Below are 18,245 nucleotides of genomic sequence, written 5' to 3' on the forward strand. Positions count from 1 at the left end.
TGAAGGGGAGGAACACTACCAAAATAGGATGTGCTCCCCCTTATTGAATGATTTCTAAATAGGCCTGCTATTCACTTCGTAAGGAATCAACCGGATTTTGATTGGCAGCCTTTCTGGTTTGTCCGCCAACAACCAAGAGTGCAAAAAATGTAGTTAGCAAACCGGCAAATACAAATGGGAGCGGACCAATAGTAATGTGATAGGCAAATTGTTCCAACCAGTTTTGCATCATATAATACGAAACGGGGATCGATATCACAAAGGCTATTGCAATCCATTTTATGAAAGTGGAAAACAGCAAGGATGTAATTTGCCATTCGCTGGCACCAGTAACTTTTCGAATGCCGATTTCTTTGGTGCGTTTTTGTACCATGAAAAGTGATAAAGCATACAAACCTAATAAGGCTAATACAAAGGACAGAATAGAAGTATAGCCCATTAATTGCATAGAATCTTCTTCGCTTTTATATTTATTGCGACAAAAATCTTCTATAATCGTATAGTCTAGCACATAACCAGGATCAAACCTGCGAATAACCTGAGTAACTTTTTTTAAAACATTTGGTAGGTTGTCTCCTTGATATCTGATTAAAATATCACTAATCATCTCAAAACTATTATGGGTAAACATTAGGGGTTTTACTTTAGAATGAAGTGATTGGTAATTGAAATCTTTAACAACACCAATTATTTCCTGAATCTCTCCCTGGTATTCTACATTGACACCAATTACATTCTTAATGTTGAGAAATCTTACGCCAGATTCGTTAATAATTATTCCTTTTTGATGAAATTCCCCAGTTTCTTTAAATGATTTGCCATCTATTAAATCAATACCTGTTGTTTTGAAATAGTCCGGTTGAATTCGATAAGAGCTAAAGGATTTTACATTATTTTCTTCCTGCCCTAATAAGGTGAAAGCTTGTCCACTTGCACCACCTCCGGGTATATGGTCAGAAGCTGAGACGTATTGAATCGTAGGAAGCTTTAGTAATTCTTCTTTTATTGAAAAGTAGGACTGATTAATTTTAGCATTTATGTTTTCTATGGCGACGACTTTCTCAGGGTTGAAACCCAAATCAGCATTCTCTATGTAAGAAACTTGTTGATTAAGGATGTATAGTGTTGAGATAAGTATCATTGAAACTGTGAACTGAAATACGACGAGAAGTTTTGTGAGAACATTTTTATCATTCATTTTTAAACCACCACCACTTAAAGCTGCAGATGGAGATGGTTTAGATATAAAAAAAGCAGGATAAACTCCTGATACGATCCCAACTATTAATGCCATTATTGGTATTCCCAGACTAAGGAAAAGATTATTAGAATAATCCAAAATTAAATTTCTGTGAATCAAATGTCTAAAATGAGGCAAAAAAATCTCAGCTAAAATGACACCAAACAGTAAGGCTATCGCTGTTAATAAAATTGAATTGCCAACAAATAATTTGATTAATTCCCAACGAGTTGCCCCTATCGCTTTCCTCATTCCAATTTCTTTAATTTTTCCCTCAAATTTCACGGTCATGATATTAATGAAATTGATCATGGCAATGAATAAGATAAGGATAGCTAAAAAGATGTAAATAAGAACAATCTCAAAATTGCCATTTGCTGTAATGCTGTGTAAATTTTTGGAATGTAAATGTACATCACTTAGTTTTTGAAAGTAAGCGCCGGTTTTATAACCATCTTCCTGAAATCCATCTATTATTTTACGATATGCTTTTAAGGTGTTGTTTAATACTGTTTTTTCATCTGCAGTTTGTTTTGTAAGTGCGTATGTATGAAATTCCAAACCAGATCCTGCATCAATGGGATAAATGGACTTTAGAGGGGCAAGTACTTCAAAATCATAGTGTGAATTGGAGGGCAGGTTTTTTGTGACACCACTTACTGTGCAATCAATCCCATTAAGCGTAACCTGCGTTCCGACTACATCAATTTTTCCAAATATGACATTTGCAGTTTTTTCACTAATGACTATACTTTTGGGATCTTCCCATGCTTTTTGAGGATTTCCTCTTAAAAAATCAATATCAAATACTTTATTAAAATTGTCATCAACAAAACGAAGTTTGAAATTGAAAAAGCGTTTTTCATTATGGATAATCTCACACTCCCAGCCTTGATAAAGTTGTGTAATTTCTTCTAAACCAGGGATGTTTTCTTTAAACTGTTTATGATTGAGGCGACAGTTAATTGCATAATCTTGCGTACTCTCCATTCCCAATTGCGAAATCAATCTGTGGATACGATTGTACTTGGAATTGAATTTATCGTAGCTCAATTCGTGCTGAACGTAAATAGAAATAAGAATTACGGCAGCCATTCCAACAGCAAGTCCAAAAATGTTGATAATGGAATTGAGTTTGTCTTTTGCCAGACTCCTGAAAGAGAATTTAAGTTTGTACCAAAGCATATAGTCGGTTTTATTGGGCGATTAAAAGTAATAAGATTGTTAGATATATTTTATAAAACTGCTGATTCGAGGATATGTGATTGCGGGTCTTTTCTGTTTTCCGAAACAATTTTTCCATCGAATAGATTGATCACGCGGTCTGCATATTCCGCATCGCTTTGCGAGTGGGTAACCATTACAATAGTAGTTCCTTCTTTGTGCAATTCTTCGAGCAATTGCATAACTTCTGTACCGTTGGTCGAATCGAGATTTCCCGTAGGTTCATCGGCCAAAATTAGTTTCGGATTCGAAACTACAGCTCTTGCTATTGCAACTCTTTGCTGTTGTCCGCCCGAAAGTTGTTGAGGAAAATGTTTTGCACGATGATCAATATTCATGCGTTTCAATACCTGCACTACTTTTTCTTTCCTCTGTGCCGATGGAACTCCCATATAGAGTAGAGGTAACTCTACATTTTCAAATACATTTAGTTCATCAATCAGGTTAAAACTCTGGAAAATAAAGCCGATGTTTCCTTTTCTGAATTTAGTTCTTTGTTTTTCACTTTTGTCAGAAATTTCTACTTGATTAAAAGTATAACTCCCAGTGCTGGGATTATCCAACAAACCAATAATATTTAAGAGTGTTGATTTTCCACAACCGGATGGTCCCATAATGGCAGCAAATTCACCGGTTTCTATATGCAAGTTTACATGCTGCAAGGCGGATGTTTCAACTTCTTCGGTTCTGAATACTTTGCTTAAGTCTTTGGTATGTATCATTTTTTTAGATTATGTGATTTAAATATTGGCAGCCAAGTATTGTGCCATTTTTAGATGATGCAGAAATACAGGCGTTTGTGTTTGTGATGTGAAATATAGTGTCGGAAAATCCAACATGCAATGTCGATATTTACAACAATATGATTATTTTAACCAAAGAATTTAAATGGATAAAAGAATGGCTGGAAAAGGAAAGCTTTTAATTATAGATGATAATGAGGAGCTATTGTTTGCTCTGCAATTATTTCTCAACTCTCATTTTGCGAAAATAGATACCATTAAGAATCCCAATCAGTTGCTATCACAGCTTGAAGTGGACGAGTATGATGTTTATTTGTTGGATATGAATTTTAAAGCAGGAATCAATTCGGGAAATGAAGGTTTGTATTGGTTAAAGCGAATATTGGAATTTGATGCAAATGCTTGTGTGGTGCTGATTACAGCTTACGGTGATGTGGAATTGGCGGTGAAAGCAATGAAAGAGGGGGCAGTTGATTTTATTCAGAAATCATGGGACGAAAATAAGATTCTTTCAACCTTGCTGTCGGCTTTAAAATTGCGGAATTCAAAGCTTGAGATAAAAGGATTGAAGGAAAAGCAGAAGCAGATCAATCATCAGATCAATAGAAACACACAATTTGTAAGAGGTACTTCGAAAGCCATGACTGAAGTGTTTCGAACCGTTGAGAAAGTGGCCGGAACCGAGGCGAATGTTTTAATTGTAGGAGAGAATGGCACAGGGAAAGAGGTAATTGCCCGTGAGCTTCATTTGTCATCGCACCGAAAAGATCAGGTATTTGTAAGTATTGATTTGGGTTCTTTAAGCGAAAACTTATTTGAAAGCGAACTATTTGGTTCTAAAAAAGGCGCATTTACTGATGCAAAAGAAGATCGTATGGGGCGATTTGAATTGGCATCGGGAGGAACACTTTTTCTGGATGAAATCGGAAATGTTCCCTTGCATCTGCAAACAAAATTATTGACAGCCATTCAAAACAAACAAATTGTTCCATTGGGTGGAAATACACCAATTGATGTGGATGTTCGCATACTGGCTGCTACCAATTGTAATTTGTTTGAAATGGTGTCTAATGGAACTTTCAGGGAAGATTTGTTGTATCGTTTGAATACTATTGAGATAGAATTACCGCCTTTGCGCGAACGGATTGAGGATATTCCTGAATTGGCTGCATTTTTTCTGCATAAATATGCCGATCAGTATCAGAAAGGAGAATGTGTTTTTGAAAAATCAGCAGTAAAGAAACTTTCACAACATTCATGGCCTGGAAATATTCGGGAATTTCAACACATTATCGAAAAATCAGTTATCTTATCCGATACAAAAAAATTAGCTGCTGTTGATGTGTTACTTGGAGAGGAATTGCAATTGCCGAAAAAAATATCAGACAGCCTTAATTTGTCTGATAACGAGAAGTTTTTAATTGAAAAAGCAATAAAGCACACGGGTGGGAATATGAGTCTTGCGGCAAAGGAGTTGGGAATAAACCGGTCTACATTATACGATAAAATTAAAAAGTATGATTTATAAAAGATTCTATGTTTGGATAGTTGTTCAAATCATTTTGTTATCGCTTACGCCTGTTTTATTTTGGTATGTATTCTCAAAAGAGTATCTGGTGGTAACTACTTATAGTCTTTTGGCTTTATGGATTTTACAAATTGTATATCTAATCTGGTATATCAATAAAACGAATCGTGATTTGTCCCGGTTTTTTGCAGCTTTTCAATATCAGGATTCAACATTGGTATTTAACCAACATAAAAACGACAAAGCTTTTCAAAATCTGCATCAAAGTTTTAATGGTATTATTAATGCATTCGGGAAGGTAAAAATTGAAAAGGAAAAAGATTTTGTTTTCTTTCAAAATACGGTAGAATTAGTGGGGGTTGGATTGTTGGCTTTCGATCACAAAGGGAATGTACGGTTGTGTAACAAAGCATTTAAGGAACTCTTTCTGGTTAAGGAATTTCAGAATATTTCAGAATTGGAATGTATTGACGGTGAGTTTCCGGATTTTTTATTTCGGGTGAAGACGGGGACTCAAAAGCTCAGGAAATATTTGGTGAAAAACCGAATTTTAAAATTGGCGGTTAAGGCTGTTGATTTTCGTTTGGAAGATGACTGTATCAAATTGATTGCTTTTCAGGATATAAAAAATGCAATTGATCAGGGGGAAATAGATGCAATGCATAAATTGATTCGTGTTTTTACACATGAAATTATGAATTCGGTGAGTCCTATTTCGATGTTGTCGGGGAGCTTAATAGATTTGTATGAGAAGAATGGAGATCAAACTTGTAAGGAGTTATTGAGCGAAGGAGCAATTTCCAATACATTAATGGGATTAAAAACCATTCGCAAAAGGAGCAAAGGTTTAATTGCTTTTGTTGATGAATACAAGAATTTAACACAGCTTCCGAAACCGCATTTTGAATTGCTTTCCGTTGAAAAATTATTTTCACATATCGATGCTTTATTTAAGGAAGAGTTTAAATCGGAAAATATTGAGTTTATGTACCATTTGCATGATTCGGAGCAAGAATTAATCGCCGATGAAAAGCTAATTTCTCAAGTCCTGATTAATTTGATTCGCAATTCGATTGAAGCGCTCAAGAGCACCGAATCCAAGTCAATTTCTATTTCAACAGGCCAGGGAAATCCGGTTAATTTCATTATTGTAAGGGATAACGGCATGGGAATCCCCGATGATGTGATTGATACTATTTTCACTCCTTTTTTTACCACGAAGGAGAAAGGATCGGGGATAGGTCTAAATCTTTCCAGACAAATTATGAGGTTGCACGGGGGAACAATATCAGCTCGTTCGAAACCAGATCGGTTAACCGAGTTTTCTCTTCAGTTTTAAGTAGTTATGTGAATGTTTTAAGTGGATTGATTTAGGAAATCTGAGATTTTATTGAAGAAAAAAAGCGGGAATTAACCCGCTATATTATTACGTCTCAATTCATCAAGGTCTATTCTGGATATTTTTTCGTCCAGTGTTTGAAGCAGCTCAATTAACTTGCTGCAAGGATACTCGGAACATTCCGCACATGTGTTGTATAATTTCTCCCGGGCACAGGCTCGAACCTGACATTCTGCACAATGTCGAAATTTCTTTCCCCAAGGTTCCAGACATCCTTTACATGTTATTTCACAAGCATCGTATTGGTTTTCTTTATCTGACCAAAGCTCTGCAATCTTAATTCGAACATTTTCTTGTCCTTTCTGCGTAGCGACGTAAGCAGGACAGGTTGAACAGTTGATTCCACAGTAAGATATTCTTTCTTTCTCCTGAATTCTTCTCATCTTAATACTGGATTATTTATTCCTATTGTAATTTAATTTCAATTCTTTAATTACAGAATTATATCTTTAAATATAAGCAAAATACAGGTGTTTTTCAAGATGTTTTTGAGCTTATTGGTTATAAATTAGGTGATGATTTTTTCTTGTTTTACTGAGAAAATAATATTTGTGTTCTCTTTTTTATGACAGCATTTAAGTTGATAAAAAAAACATTAAAAATCCCCGAAGAAAATTCTTCGGGGATGTCTCTTTTTTGTAGGTGATTTTATTTTTTTTGCTCTTCAATTTTGCAGGTGTTAATGCCGAAAAGTCCGTAAGGGGGGCAACTGCCAATAAGACTGGTCAGAAACATTATTCCTGCAAATACCAATACAACTATTCCTATTGTTCCGGTAATCATATCTGTAAAATATAGAGTCGCTAAAATAAGTGCAATAATGACTCTTAGTATCCGATCTGTTTTCCCCATATTTTTTTTCATGATATTTGATTTTTTAGTTAACAATTTCAATTTCGGTTGTTGGTGCAATAAGTATAGGTTGTTTCTCAGCAAAAGTTTTAAACCGTGACAAATTGGTTGAATCAATTTCCTGAAAAGTTTTGGTGAAAAATAAGAACAGCGATCTGGCAAATGGATTGGTTCCTTCAATAGAATACTTAGCAATTATTTTGGTGCCGTTATCCGATTTTTCGAACGTAAAATGATTGTATTTGTGCATCCATCCTGCTGTAAAATCGATTTCAAGCGTTTCGTTTTCTTTGTAGCCGGTTAAGGTTTCAATTAATTCTACAATTTTACCATCATTATCAATCATCAACTTGTATTTACTGCCAACTTTATCTTCAGTTTCTGTAATTGATTCAAAACTTTTCACTTCAGTCAACCACTCCGAAAGTCGGTTGTGATCATTGAATAATTGAAAAACCTCTTCTACCGGACGGTTAATTTCGGTTTCAAGTTGGTACTCTTGTTTGTTTAGAAAAAGACCAAGAGCAACAAAGGCAAGGAATATAATGAGGAGTAAAATACCCGACTTTTTAAGCGTTTTCATATGATTGTAATTGTGTGTGTGCCATATGGAACTTACCAAGACTTAATAATCATGCTCTTGTGTGTCAAAATTGTCTGTCATGGACGTTTCCTAAATTTATTTTTCGATGAATGATTTAAAATCTGCCATGCCTTTTTCGAAATCAGGACCAATCGCTTTATCAATATCCATAAATACCATCATCAAGGTAGTTGGAAATGTATTATTGCCTTTAAATCCCCAGGTAACTTCAGTTCCTTCATCTACTTGCCTGATAGTAAAAAAGCCGGTACTGGTTGATTCAAATGGTTTCAGAAAGCGAAGTTCAGTTTCAATATAAGAGTTAGGTTCTATTTTTGTAATTTCCTGTTCGCCTTCTCCAACTTCTTTATTTCCTATCCAATGAGTCGATGAGCCAACTTCTCCGTCAGTTCCATTGTATTCAATTATCATTTCAGGGTCTTTAGAACCCCATGGTGACCATGCTTGTTGATCTTTAAGAGAGCAAAGACTTTTGAAAACCGTGTCGATATTGGTTGAAACAACAATTTTTCGTTCAACTTGATAGGTTTTAGGAGCCATAAAATGAAGGATAGCTACAAGAAGCCCAATTCCAAGGAGAATGTAAAGCAAGATTTTCATAATGTAAATGTTTAGTTAGCAATTATTTATTTTATGTGGTAATAGATTTACTAAAGATAAGAAATTTTCATTGGGAGAGATAAAAAAAAGAGCCCCAAAAAAAGGACTCTCTTGTTAATTATAATGTTGATTTATAGGAATATAATGCCTGCTTTTTTACTGGCATCCCTTAATTCATCAGGCCAGATACTTGATTGTACTTCTCCGATATGAGCTTTTCTTAACAGAAACATGCACAAGCGTGATTGTCCGATTCCTCCTCCAATTGAATATGGAAGTTTTCCTGCCAGTAGTTTTTTGTGAAACATGAGATCTTTTCTTTTTTCTTCACCACTAATTTTTAATTGCAGCTTTAAAGCTTCTTCATCAACTCGTATTCCCATTGAAGAAATCTCGAACGATTGTTCAAGTATAGGATTCCAAAGCAAAATATCACCGTTTAAACCATGATATCCGTTTGTGCTTGGTGTTGTCCAATCATCGTAGTCGGGAGCTCTTCCATCATGTGGTTCTCCGTTTGCAAGCTCACCTCCAATGCCAATAATAAATACTGCACCAAATTCTTTGGTAACCTTTCCTTCTCTTTCTTTTGGACTAATATTTGGGTATTTCTTTAATAAATCTTCAGAATGAATAAATGTTATTTCTTCTGGTAAAAAGGGCTTAAGAGGTGAATAGTATTCGCTTAGAATGTATTCAGTTCTTTTAAGCGAAGCATAAATTTGCTTTACGGTTTTCTTTAAGAAAGTCAGATTGCGTTCGGCTTTTGCTATTGATTTTTCCCAATCCCATTGATCCACATAAATAGAGTGAATGTTGGTAAAAACTTCATCGGGGCGAAGAGCATTCATATCCGTGTAGATGCCTTTACCTACAGGAATATCAAGTTCTCCCAGCATAAAGCGTTTCCATTTTGCAAGAGAATGAACAACCTCTGCGGTTTGATCATCCAGTCCTTTAATTGGAAATGCAACAGGGCGTTCAATACCATTTAAATCATCATTAAGCCCTGTTCCTTTCATAACAATCATTGGAGCAGTTACTCTGCGCAGCTTTAATTCGGCTGCCAAGTGCAATTGAAATTGATCTTTAATAAATTTAATTGCTTTTTCGGTTGTTTCAAGATCCAATGTACTGTGGTAATCTTTTGGGATAAATAAGTTTTCCATTTGTTAAAAATTTTGATAGTGAGGATTTTCCTCTGGTTAATTTGATTCAAAAAAAAAGCCTTTCTCGTTGATGAGAAAGGCTGAAATATGCATAACAATATCCTTTCTCACCCTGGACGAGAATTATTATTGTTGTTATTATTTTTAAATTGTTTATCCATTTTTTTATAAAAAAAAGCCTTCCCGATTAGGGAAGGCTTGTAAATTGAATATTTTGATTAATTCTATAAGCTTCCCGGTTTCAATGAATGATTATTCATTGAATTGTTGAAAAGATTATTGATATTAAATTTTTGGTTCATTTTTTTGTTATTTGGAATGGCTAAAATAGGTGTTTTTTTTAAAGGAACAAAAAATGACTGTTGTTTTTAAAGAAATAGGTTTTGTTTGATTAGCGTAGGTTATGTCTTGTTATGTAGTTGCATATATTAATGTAAATTTATTTTGAAATTTTAAAAAAAATAATTTTGAGATTAATTCAAATTACGTACATTTACTTTATAATAATCTAAAATTTTTTAAGTAATGCCTACAGGTACAGTAAAATTTTTTAACGAATCCAAGGGATTTGGATTCATTAAAAACAGCGAAACAGGAGAAGACATCTTTGTTCATGTAACAGGATTAATTGACAAAATTGATCAGGATGATAAAGTGACTTTTGACGTTGTAGAGGGAAAAAAAGGGATGAATGCGGTTAATGTAAAAATTGACTAAATCAGAATAAAATATTTTTCCTTAGTTAAAGCTCAATGTAATGTTGAGCTTTTTTTGTACACTATTTTCTTCTTGATTTAGTTAATCAGGAATATTAATCAAGGAAAGATTTTCTTTGTTTTTTTTGAATAGCAGATTATATTATTTTTGTAAAATGATCAACGAAATAGATACACTTGACGTATTGAATAAGATGTGCTCAGATACTTTGATGGAGCACTTGGGTATTACTTACACCAAAGTAGGAGAAAACTATTTGGTTGCAGAAATGCCGGTAACATCAAATCATTGGCAGCCTATGAAAATTCTTCATGGCGGAGCAACACTTGCTTTGGCCGAGTCGGTTGGGAGTGCCTTATCAGTAATAAAAACTGATATGGAAAAATATGAAGTGAAAGGGATGGAGATTAATGCGAATCACATTCGAAGTATTAGAACAGGAACAGTTACCGCAAAAGCACATTTTATACATAAAGGAAGTATGACTCACATAGTTGAAGTGAATATTATAAATGAACAGGAAAAGTTGATTTCTGTGTGCCGGATAACCAATATTATTTTAAAAAAACAGAATGGTGGAAAATAGAAATGAGCTGTCTTCTTTCTTAAGCTGCTGTTTGCAGAATAACTTCCCCTTTTTCGCTTACCAGCTGCCCAAATCCGGGATGATTCAAATAGGAGTTCAAACCGATCAGGATTTGAAAGATTATCAACTTCTATCGGATTTGGAAGGGGAAAATGGTTTTGTATTTTCTCCATTCGATGCAGAAAGCAAGCATAAATCATGGTTCGTACGAAGGGATATCAATTTGCAGGCCTCCGAAATTAATTCAGATTCTATTCAATTATTGGAATCGTATTATCCCGAAAAGGGCGAAAAATTGCCGGCTGATGTGAGTTTGGAAAGTTCACATGCTTTGTATTTTAACCAGATTTCGAAAATGATTAACGACTTGAAACAATTCAAGTTGGAGAAGGTCATTTTATCCCGAATTCAAATTTTAGAGGGAATGGGAATGGATTGTGCCGTTGAATCCTTTTTAAAATTGTCAGAATCTTACGATTCTGCATTTGTATTTCTGGTGTCGATACCCAAAGTGGGAACATGGATAGGTGCAAGTCCTGAAACCTTATTGTCTTCAAAAAATAATGCTGTTGAAACTGTTGCTTTGGCAGGAACTCAAAAGCTTGCAGGTAGAATTACCGATCAGATTAAATGGGAGCAAAAAGAGGTGCATGAACAGGCTTTGGTAAGTTCGTATATTGAAAATGTTTTTAGGAATCACAATCTAACCAAATATGAACGAACAGGTCCGGTGACATCTCAGGCAGGAAATGTTGTTCATCTAAAAACAACTTATTTACTTTCCAATGGCATGGGCTTTAGTCAATTGTCGAACTTAGTTCAGGATCTTCATCCAACTCCTGCCGTTTGCGGCTTGCCAAAAAATAAGGCTTTGGAGTTAATTCGAGAAATTGAGGAACATGACAGAGAGTATTATGCCGGATATTTAGGGCCAATAGAATCGAACGGATCGATTTCACTTTTTGTAAATCTGCGAAGCATGAAAGTGCTTGAAAATCAAATGGCTCTTTTTGTTGGCGGAGGAATTACTGCTGATTCAATTCCTGAAAAAGAATGGGAGGAAACCTGTTTAAAAGCTCAAACCTTGCTGAATGTGATTCGTTCGTAAGGGAAGCCCAATAAATTATTTTAAATTTGACCAAACATACATTTGAAATGCAATTTTTGCTTTTGTGTATTCTCGTATAGAACAAGAAAAATAGAAGATATGGAGCGCAATTACTCGGATATTAAAGGGGTTAAAGAATTGATTGATATCTGCTGGGCGAAAGGAATGGAATACGTGATTGTTTCACCTGGTTCCCGTAACGCACCATTAAGTATTTCCTTTGCTAAGGATGACCGAATTAAAAGTTTGGTGATTGTTGATGAAAGAAGCGCAGGATATTTTGCATTGGGTATTGCCCAGCAAACAAGAAAACCGGTTGGCTTGGTTTGTACATCGGGTACAGCCTTACTGAACTATGGACCTGCTGTTGCCGAAGCTTTTTATCAGAGACTGCCTTTGGTGGTTATTTCGGCAGACCGGCCTGTTGAATGGATCGGACAAGATGATTCTCAGGCTTTGCCGCAAGTAAATGTTTTCGGACAATTTGTGAAAGCAAGCTATCAACTGCCTTTGGATGCAAATAATCCGGATGATTGCTGGTATTTAAACCGAATGGTGAACGAGGCTTTATCCAAAGCTCAAAGTGGAAGATTAGGACCTGTTCACATCAATTTTCCTTTGCGGGAACCACTGTATGGGGTGAAACCATATCCGAATTCGATCGAACGGGTGATTGGAAAAATCAATTCCGTTGATGAGTTAAGTGCTGATACAATTTCTTCTATTGCGGCTATCGTGAATTCCAATCAGAAAATTGTAATTCTGGCTGGATTGCTTCATCCTCAGGCCGAATTAAATGAGTTGCTTGCCGAATTGGCTCAAAATAAGAATGTAGTGATTCTTACAGAATCGGTATCGAATCTTCACAATAAGGAGTTTTTGCCTTGTATCGATCGGGTTATTTGTTCGATAAAAGACGAGGAAATAGATAATTTCAAGCCAGATCTGCTGATTAATTTTGGCGGGCCTTTGGTTTCTAAAATGATAAAATCCTTTTTAAGAAATAACAAGCCTAAAGAACATTGGTTTGTTGGGAAAGAAGATCATTTTATTGATACATTTAAAAATTTGACTTCTCATATCGATGTATCGCCATTGGCATTTTTTAAGCAATTACTGCCATTGATAAAACCATCTGACAGTTTCTTTTCAGACTGTTGGAAATGCAGGGATGCCGAGGTTTCGGAAATTCATTCGGACTATCTGAAGAATATCGAATGGAGCGACTTAAAGGTTTTCGAACAGATGTTACATGCAATTCCCGAAGGTGGAAATCTGCAGCTGGCGAATAGTTCAGTGGTGCGCTATGCTCAATTATTTAAAACATCGGTTGCACTTACTTACAATTCGAATCGCGGAACCAGCGGGATTGATGGATGTACATCAACCGCAGCAGGTGCCGCGCTGGTGAATGGGAAAACAACAACATTGATTACGGGTGACATTAGTTTTTTTTACGACTCAAATGCATTGTGGAATAAATATTTACAGCCAAATTTTAAAATTATTCTGATTAACAACGGAGGTGGAGGAATCTTCCGCTTTATTTCGGGACCTTCGGGGGTAGATGAATTGGAAGAATATTTTGAAACGGTGCAGGATTATAAAGCCGGTAAATTAGCTGAAACATTCGGTTTGGATTATTTTTATGCCGAAAATCAAGAGGAAGTGAATAGCATACTTCCTAATTTCTATGCTGTCAGTAATCGTGCTGCAATACTGGAAATAAAAACACCCAGAACGGTGAACGATCAAGTATTAATAAATTATTTTAAAACTATAAAATCAAAGGTATGACAACCAGAGCCTGGACTACCATTAAAGAATACGAAGACATTAAATTCGATTTTTTCGAAGGGATTGCAAAGATTACAATCAACCGACCAGAGGTCTATAATGCATTTCGTCCGCAAACCAATTTTGATATGTTGGATGCGATGGATATATGCCGCGAGCGCAGCGATATTGGTGTAATTGTGTTTACCGGAACCGGCGACAAAGCGTTTTGTTCTGGCGGCGACCAAAATGTAAAAGGGGTAGGTGGCTATATTGATGATCACGGTGTACCTCGTTTAAATGTACTGGATTTGCACAAAGCAATTCGTTCGATGCCCAAGCCTGTTATTGCTATGGTAAATGGGTATGCAATTGGCGGCGGACATGTATTGCACATTGTTTGCGATTTAACTATTGCTTCGGAAAATGCTAAGTTCGGACAAACCGGCCCCAAAGTAGGTAGTTTCGATGCCGGTTTTGGTTCTTCTTATTTGGCTCGTCACGTAGGTCAGAAAAAGGCCCGCGAAATTTGGTTCCTTTGCAAGCAGTACACAGCCAAAGAAGCCGAAGAAATGGGAATGGTGAACAAAGTGGTTCCCTTAGAGCAATTGGAAGATGAAACTGTAGACTGGTGTAAAACCATGCTGATGCGTAGCCCGATGGCATTGCGCATGATCAAACGCGGTTTAAATGCTGAGCTCGACGGACAGCGTGGACTGATGGAATTTGCCGGTGATGCAACCATGATGTATTACCTGATGGAAGAAGCACAAGAAGGAAAAAATGCATTCCTTGAAAAACGGGATCCTGACTTTCAGAAATTCCCTAAATTTCCAGGGTAATTCAGAAATTGAAGATATTAAAATGGCCATCGGATAATTCTGATGGTCATTTTTTTTGAAGTCCCCTTCAGGGGGACCGAAAGCTTTCGGGATAGGGGTAAGAAGAAGAGTCGTTTTAGTGATTGATAAATCTATATTTTTATTATCTTGAACATTCAAAATCAAAAAGAAACACAATGAAAATCCGCCTGGCCACAATATCAGATCTTGCTGCAATTAACGACATATACAATCAAGCTGTGCGTAAGCGTTATTGTACGGCCGATTTGGATGAAATTTCTCTGGAACAGTGCACCAAATGGTTCGAAGGACATCAACCCAATCAATACCCTGTATTTGCAGCAGTAGAAGATGATCGGGTAGTGGGATGGATTTGTTACAGTGCATACAGGGCTGGGCGCAGAGCTTTGCAATCAGCTGCAGAGGTAAGTTACTACATTCACGAAGAACATTTGCAGAAAGGAATTGGCACCCAATTAATGCAGTTTGTTATTGATGAAGCTCCCAAATATCAATTTAAAAGCCTTTTTGCTATTTTATTAGCAGAAAATCTGGCGAGCCTTAAATTGCTTGAGAAATTTGGTTTCGAACGTTGGGGTCTTATGCCTCATGTCGCTGATATTGATGGTGAGATTTGTGATCACTTGTATTACGGAAGAAAAGTCTGAGATATTTTAAACTTGTTCCGATTCTTCATGACTTCTCAAAACAATGGTAAAGCTTGAACCTTTGCCTGTTTCACTTTCTATTAAAAGTTGTCCTTTCAAAATCTCTAAATAATCAAGGACAGTAGGTAAGCCCAGTCCTGTTGTTTTTTGTCCTGATAAGCCTTCCACCCGAATAGGATTTTTTTGATAGATACTTTCAATAACTTCCTTCGACATTCCCAAACCATAATCTTTAACCTCAATATAAAACAGGTCGTTTTCAGTGTAAGATCGAATTTCAACTTTTCCTTTTTTGTAACTGTACTTAATTGCATTTTGAATAACGTTTCGGAATAAAAACTTGCAGATATTCAGATCACTGGTTATTCTTAATTCTCCGTTAAAATTTTTGTTAAAACTAACCTCGCTAAGATTTACCTGAAAAATTTCGGTCATTTCAGTTAAAACTTCATTAATGTCAAATTCTGTGAAGGTTAATTTTGGTCCTTCTTCAGCTTGAATTGTTCCCCAGTAAAATAAATCTTCAAGTAATCCATTGGTTCGGGTTACAACGTGAAATATATCCTTATTGAATTCGTTTTTTTCTTCTTCACTAATTGCAAATTCAGGCTTATTTATAAATGTAGATAAGTTTAAAATTACTCCGATGGAGCCACGTAAATCGTGAGCCAGAATGGAAAAAAATTTATTTTTATTCTGAATTACCTGTTGGAGTTCTTCATTTATTTCGTTTAGTTTTGATGTTTTCTCATGAACTAGATATTGAAGAACTTTGGCTCTGTTTTGCTTGGCTTTTAGCCATATGGTTAGTCCTAAAACAATTAATACTAATACGATAACACTGATTATGCTAATCTTAAGAATTAAACCAAAATCTTTTGGTTCATTTAGCAGGATACTATTTTTTGGTAATTGATTTTTGGAAATATTAAATGTGCGCAGTTCATTACAATCGAAAACATATGAGCTTGGCAGATAGTTGAATTGCGGGATATCATTAGCACAAGGTTCCTGTATTAATTTTAAGGCCAGCATTGCTGCTCTTTCACCTTGTTCATATCCTCTTGTAATTTTTCCGCCAAATAAGCCTTTGTCGAGATAAAAATCCCACGATCCAAATATGGGAACATGTGCAACTTCTTTAATTTGTGTGATGCCTTTTTGGTAGGATATAAATTTCCCGTTCTTATCCCGGTTAAGTACTAGTAAGTAAATTACGTAGGTGTCATCTAAATTCCTGATTGTTTGTTGTAAGCTTTCCATTGTAAATTCAGAAACCGACTCAAAATTAAGGTCTTTAAATTGATCGGTAATTCCTTTTAATTCTTTTTGAATAGCTTGTCCGGTTTCAGTATTGTCATTAATAATGAAAATGTTTTTTCGTTCTGGAAATATGCGCTTTATTGCTGAGATGGTTCCGTAATGATCAGCCTTCTCGCCATATCCAAAAAAATTAGGATAATCCTTTAGTATACTTGTATCCAGATCATTTACGCCACAATATATAATAGGAACATTTGGATAAAATTCGTTGCCATTTTTTTTAACAAAATCAAAAGCGGCATTGTCACTTGTAATTATTGCTTTAAATGGAATATGTTTTGCTTTGACTCTATAAATGTTTTGCAAAGCGTTAAGGTATTCTTCATTATAGTTACGCTTTGTGTCTAAATATTCAAAAATCAGATTAATATCCGGTCTGTCTTTAAAAACGCTGCGTATGCCGCGTGTTATACTATCCGTCCATCCTAATCCTTGATGGTAGCTGTGAAGAACCAAAACATTTGTTTCATTTTTAGATGAGTTTTGTGCAAATATTGGTGAGCTTCCAATAGATGAAATGGTAAGAAAAAAAGAGACAATACTGAAAAATAATAAACTTCGCATATTTTCATGTATTAAATTAATACTACCATTTAATGTCTTTACGATTTAATCCTTCTTTTGTTGGCTGGTTTTTTAATTTGAGATGGATAAGGATAGATCTGTTAGCTGATATTTCCTTTTAAACCCAAATCATCAGCAATTTTTTGCATGCCTTCAATACATCCCAGAATCAAGTCAGGAATTTCTATGTTGAGCATTTCAGCTCCCCGTGCTATAACAGTTCTGTCTACACCAGCAGCAAATCGTTTGTTCTTCCAATTTTTTTGTACTGATTTTACTTTTACATCCAATACCGATTTGGAAGGACGGATTAAGGCGGTAGTGGTTACCAAACCGGTTAATTCATCAATAGCATAAAGTGTTTTTTCAAGTATTGTTTGAGGTTCAACCTCTGTGCAGGTCAACCATGCATGACTCTCAACCGCTCTTATGTATTCTTCGGGCCAATTCTCAGATTCTAATATTTCTCTGGTTTTTTTGCAGTGTTCTTCAGGATATTGATCCCAATCTAAATCGTGAACTAATCCTATAATGCCCCATTTTTCTGCGTCTTCATTATTTTTTTTAGCGTAAAACCTCATTACTGCCTCTACAGCTAATCCATGCCTGATAAGGCTTTCAGATTTTGTGTGTTTTTTAAGAAGTTCGAAAGCTTCCTCACGAGTTGGGATATGCGACATATGATATGAGTTATAAATTTCTGAACTCAAATTAGTTAAAAATAGTCAGTTGGCAATTGTTCGCTTTCAAAAAACACGATTAAACATATCGAATATATCTGTATTTAAATTTTCTGTACTATTCTTTTTAAAACTAAATATAAATAGTAAATTTAAGACCTTAAAGTCTTAATTAGGATAACATGAGTAATCAAAACAGCACAAGAAGAGGATTTTTTCAGAAACTGGGGCTGACAGTGGGGGCTGCAGCATTAATTGAAACGGAAGCTTTGGCAGATATCAACTTAAACCGTTTTTCATCGAAAGAGGATCGGAAGAGTTTTTTATTGACTTATGAGACCTGGGTAAACGATTATATTGAAGTGGTTGAAAAAGAGAAGTTGTCAAAATCAGACATTTCCAATAAGCACCGAATCATGGAATTATCAGATCAAGCCAGTGGATGGCAGGAGCAGATTAAAGAATATTTGCGACATGATGATTTTAAGAACAAATACATTTCGCTTTCAAAGAAATTTGCAGAATCTATAACTCTTGAACTGGAGGCTTAAATACAGTCTTTTATATCAATTATTTTATCAGAATTAAGTAAGAGTGATGTTTGGCATCGCTCTTTTTTTAT

General features: G+C 35.5%; 18 protein-coding genes. 9 read left to right on the forward strand and 9 right to left on the reverse strand.

Annotated elements, in window-relative coordinates; translation table 11 throughout:
• Positions 1-67: 67 nt before the first annotated feature.
• Both ACY0M5_RS10035 and ACY0M5_RS10040 read right to left on the reverse strand, forming a co-directional pair.
• Positions 68-2,425, reverse strand: a complete 2,358-nt coding sequence (locus tag ACY0M5_RS10035; protein ID WP_461631662.1) for an ABC transporter permease — start codon at positions 2,423-2,425, stop codon at positions 68-70.
• A gap of 50 nt (positions 2,426-2,475) precedes the next feature.
• Positions 2,476-3,186 (reverse strand): ABC transporter ATP-binding protein, encoded by a 711-nt coding sequence (locus ACY0M5_RS10040; RefSeq protein WP_461631663.1) that lies wholly within the window; start codon positions 3,184-3,186, stop codon positions 2,476-2,478.
• A 178-nt stretch (positions 3,187-3,364) separates the two neighbouring features.
• Here ACY0M5_RS10040 and ACY0M5_RS10045 point away from each other — a divergent pair, with 178 nt between their 5' ends.
• Entirely contained in the window at positions 3,365-4,735 is a 1,371-nt protein-coding gene (locus tag ACY0M5_RS10045) for a sigma-54-dependent transcriptional regulator (RefSeq protein ID WP_461631664.1), read from the forward strand.
• Positions 4,725-6,074 carry a sensor histidine kinase gene (locus tag ACY0M5_RS10050; RefSeq protein ID WP_461631665.1) on the forward strand — a complete coding sequence of 450 codons (1,350 nt, stop codon included), beginning with the start codon at positions 4,725-4,727 and terminating at the stop codon, positions 6,072-6,074. Before ACY0M5_RS10045 ends, ACY0M5_RS10050 begins: the two co-directional genes overlap by 11 nt.
• Before the next feature lie 71 nt (positions 6,075-6,145).
• Here the strand turns inward: ACY0M5_RS10050 and ACY0M5_RS10055 are convergent, their stop codons facing one another.
• The 5 genes from ACY0M5_RS10055 to asnA form a co-directional block, all read right to left on the reverse strand.
• Positions 6,146-6,517 (reverse strand): DUF3795 domain-containing protein, encoded by a 372-nt coding sequence (locus ACY0M5_RS10055; protein WP_461631666.1) that lies wholly within the window; start codon positions 6,515-6,517, stop codon positions 6,146-6,148.
• A 265-nt stretch (positions 6,518-6,782) separates the two neighbouring features.
• Positions 6,783-6,998, reverse strand: coding sequence for a YgaP family membrane protein (locus ACY0M5_RS10060; protein WP_124993768.1), 216 nt, complete (start codon positions 6,996-6,998; stop codon positions 6,783-6,785).
• 13 nt (positions 6,999-7,011) lie between these two features.
• Complete coding sequence (locus tag ACY0M5_RS10065) at positions 7,012-7,569, reverse strand: SRPBCC family protein (RefSeq protein WP_461631667.1); 558 nt, start codon at positions 7,567-7,569, stop codon at positions 7,012-7,014.
• 96 nt (positions 7,570-7,665) lie between these two features.
• On the reverse strand, positions 7,666-8,190 hold the full coding sequence (locus ACY0M5_RS10070; protein WP_461631668.1) for an SRPBCC family protein: 525 nt from the start codon (positions 8,188-8,190) through the stop codon (positions 7,666-7,668).
• Positions 8,191-8,321: 131 nt separating this feature from the next.
• Positions 8,322-9,359, reverse strand: coding sequence for an aspartate--ammonia ligase (asnA, locus tag ACY0M5_RS10075; RefSeq protein WP_461631669.1), 1,038 nt, complete (start codon positions 9,357-9,359; stop codon positions 8,322-8,324).
• 525 nt (positions 9,360-9,884) lie between these two features.
• Between asnA and ACY0M5_RS10080 the strand changes: the two genes are divergently transcribed.
• The 6 genes from ACY0M5_RS10080 (at position 9,885) to ACY0M5_RS10105 (ending at position 15,056) form a co-directional block, all read left to right on the forward strand.
• Complete coding sequence (locus tag ACY0M5_RS10080) at positions 9,885-10,076, forward strand: cold-shock protein (RefSeq protein WP_101310831.1); 192 nt, start codon at positions 9,885-9,887, stop codon at positions 10,074-10,076.
• A 154-nt stretch (positions 10,077-10,230) separates the two neighbouring features.
• A complete protein-coding gene (locus ACY0M5_RS10085) occupies positions 10,231-10,662 on the forward strand; it encodes a PaaI family thioesterase (RefSeq protein WP_461631670.1) in 432 nt (143 codons plus the stop codon).
• Positions 10,649-11,770, forward strand: a complete 1,122-nt coding sequence (locus ACY0M5_RS10090; RefSeq protein WP_461631671.1) for an isochorismate synthase — start codon at positions 10,649-10,651, stop codon at positions 11,768-11,770. The genes ACY0M5_RS10085 and ACY0M5_RS10090 overlap by 14 nt, the downstream gene beginning before the upstream one ends.
• Positions 11,771-11,869: 99 nt before the next feature.
• Positions 11,870-13,567, forward strand: coding sequence for a 2-succinyl-5-enolpyruvyl-6-hydroxy-3-cyclohexene-1-carboxylic-acid synthase (gene menD, locus ACY0M5_RS10095; RefSeq protein ID WP_461631672.1), 1,698 nt, complete (start codon positions 11,870-11,872; stop codon positions 13,565-13,567).
• Positions 13,564-14,388 (forward strand): 1,4-dihydroxy-2-naphthoyl-CoA synthase, encoded by an 825-nt coding sequence (menB, locus tag ACY0M5_RS10100; RefSeq protein ID WP_124993775.1) that lies wholly within the window; start codon positions 13,564-13,566, stop codon positions 14,386-14,388. Before menD ends, menB begins: the two co-directional genes overlap by 4 nt.
• 176 nt (positions 14,389-14,564) lie before the next feature.
• Complete coding sequence (locus tag ACY0M5_RS10105) at positions 14,565-15,056, forward strand: GNAT family N-acetyltransferase (RefSeq protein ID WP_461631673.1); 492 nt, start codon at positions 14,565-14,567, stop codon at positions 15,054-15,056.
• A gap of 6 nt (positions 15,057-15,062) precedes the next feature.
• Here the strand turns inward: ACY0M5_RS10105 and ACY0M5_RS10110 are convergent, their stop codons facing one another.
• Positions 15,063-16,943 carry a sensor histidine kinase gene (locus ACY0M5_RS10110; protein WP_461631674.1) on the reverse strand — a complete coding sequence of 627 codons (1,881 nt, stop codon included), beginning with the start codon at positions 16,941-16,943 and terminating at the stop codon, positions 15,063-15,065.
• A 101-nt stretch (positions 16,944-17,044) separates the two neighbouring features.
• Positions 17,045-17,623, reverse strand: a complete 579-nt coding sequence (locus ACY0M5_RS10115; protein WP_461631675.1) for an HD domain-containing protein — start codon at positions 17,621-17,623, stop codon at positions 17,045-17,047.
• Positions 17,624-17,805: 182 nt separating this feature from the next.
• Between ACY0M5_RS10115 and ACY0M5_RS10120 the strand changes: the two genes are divergently transcribed.
• Positions 17,806-18,174, forward strand: coding sequence for a hypothetical protein (locus ACY0M5_RS10120; protein WP_461631676.1), 369 nt, complete (start codon positions 17,806-17,808; stop codon positions 18,172-18,174).
• Positions 18,175-18,245: the final 71 nt, after the last annotated feature.

Origin of the sequence: Labilibaculum euxinicum, from assembly GCF_963678175.1 — a bacterium.
Taxonomy (GTDB): domain Bacteria; phylum Bacteroidota; class Bacteroidia; order Bacteroidales; family Marinifilaceae; genus Labilibaculum; species Labilibaculum euxinus.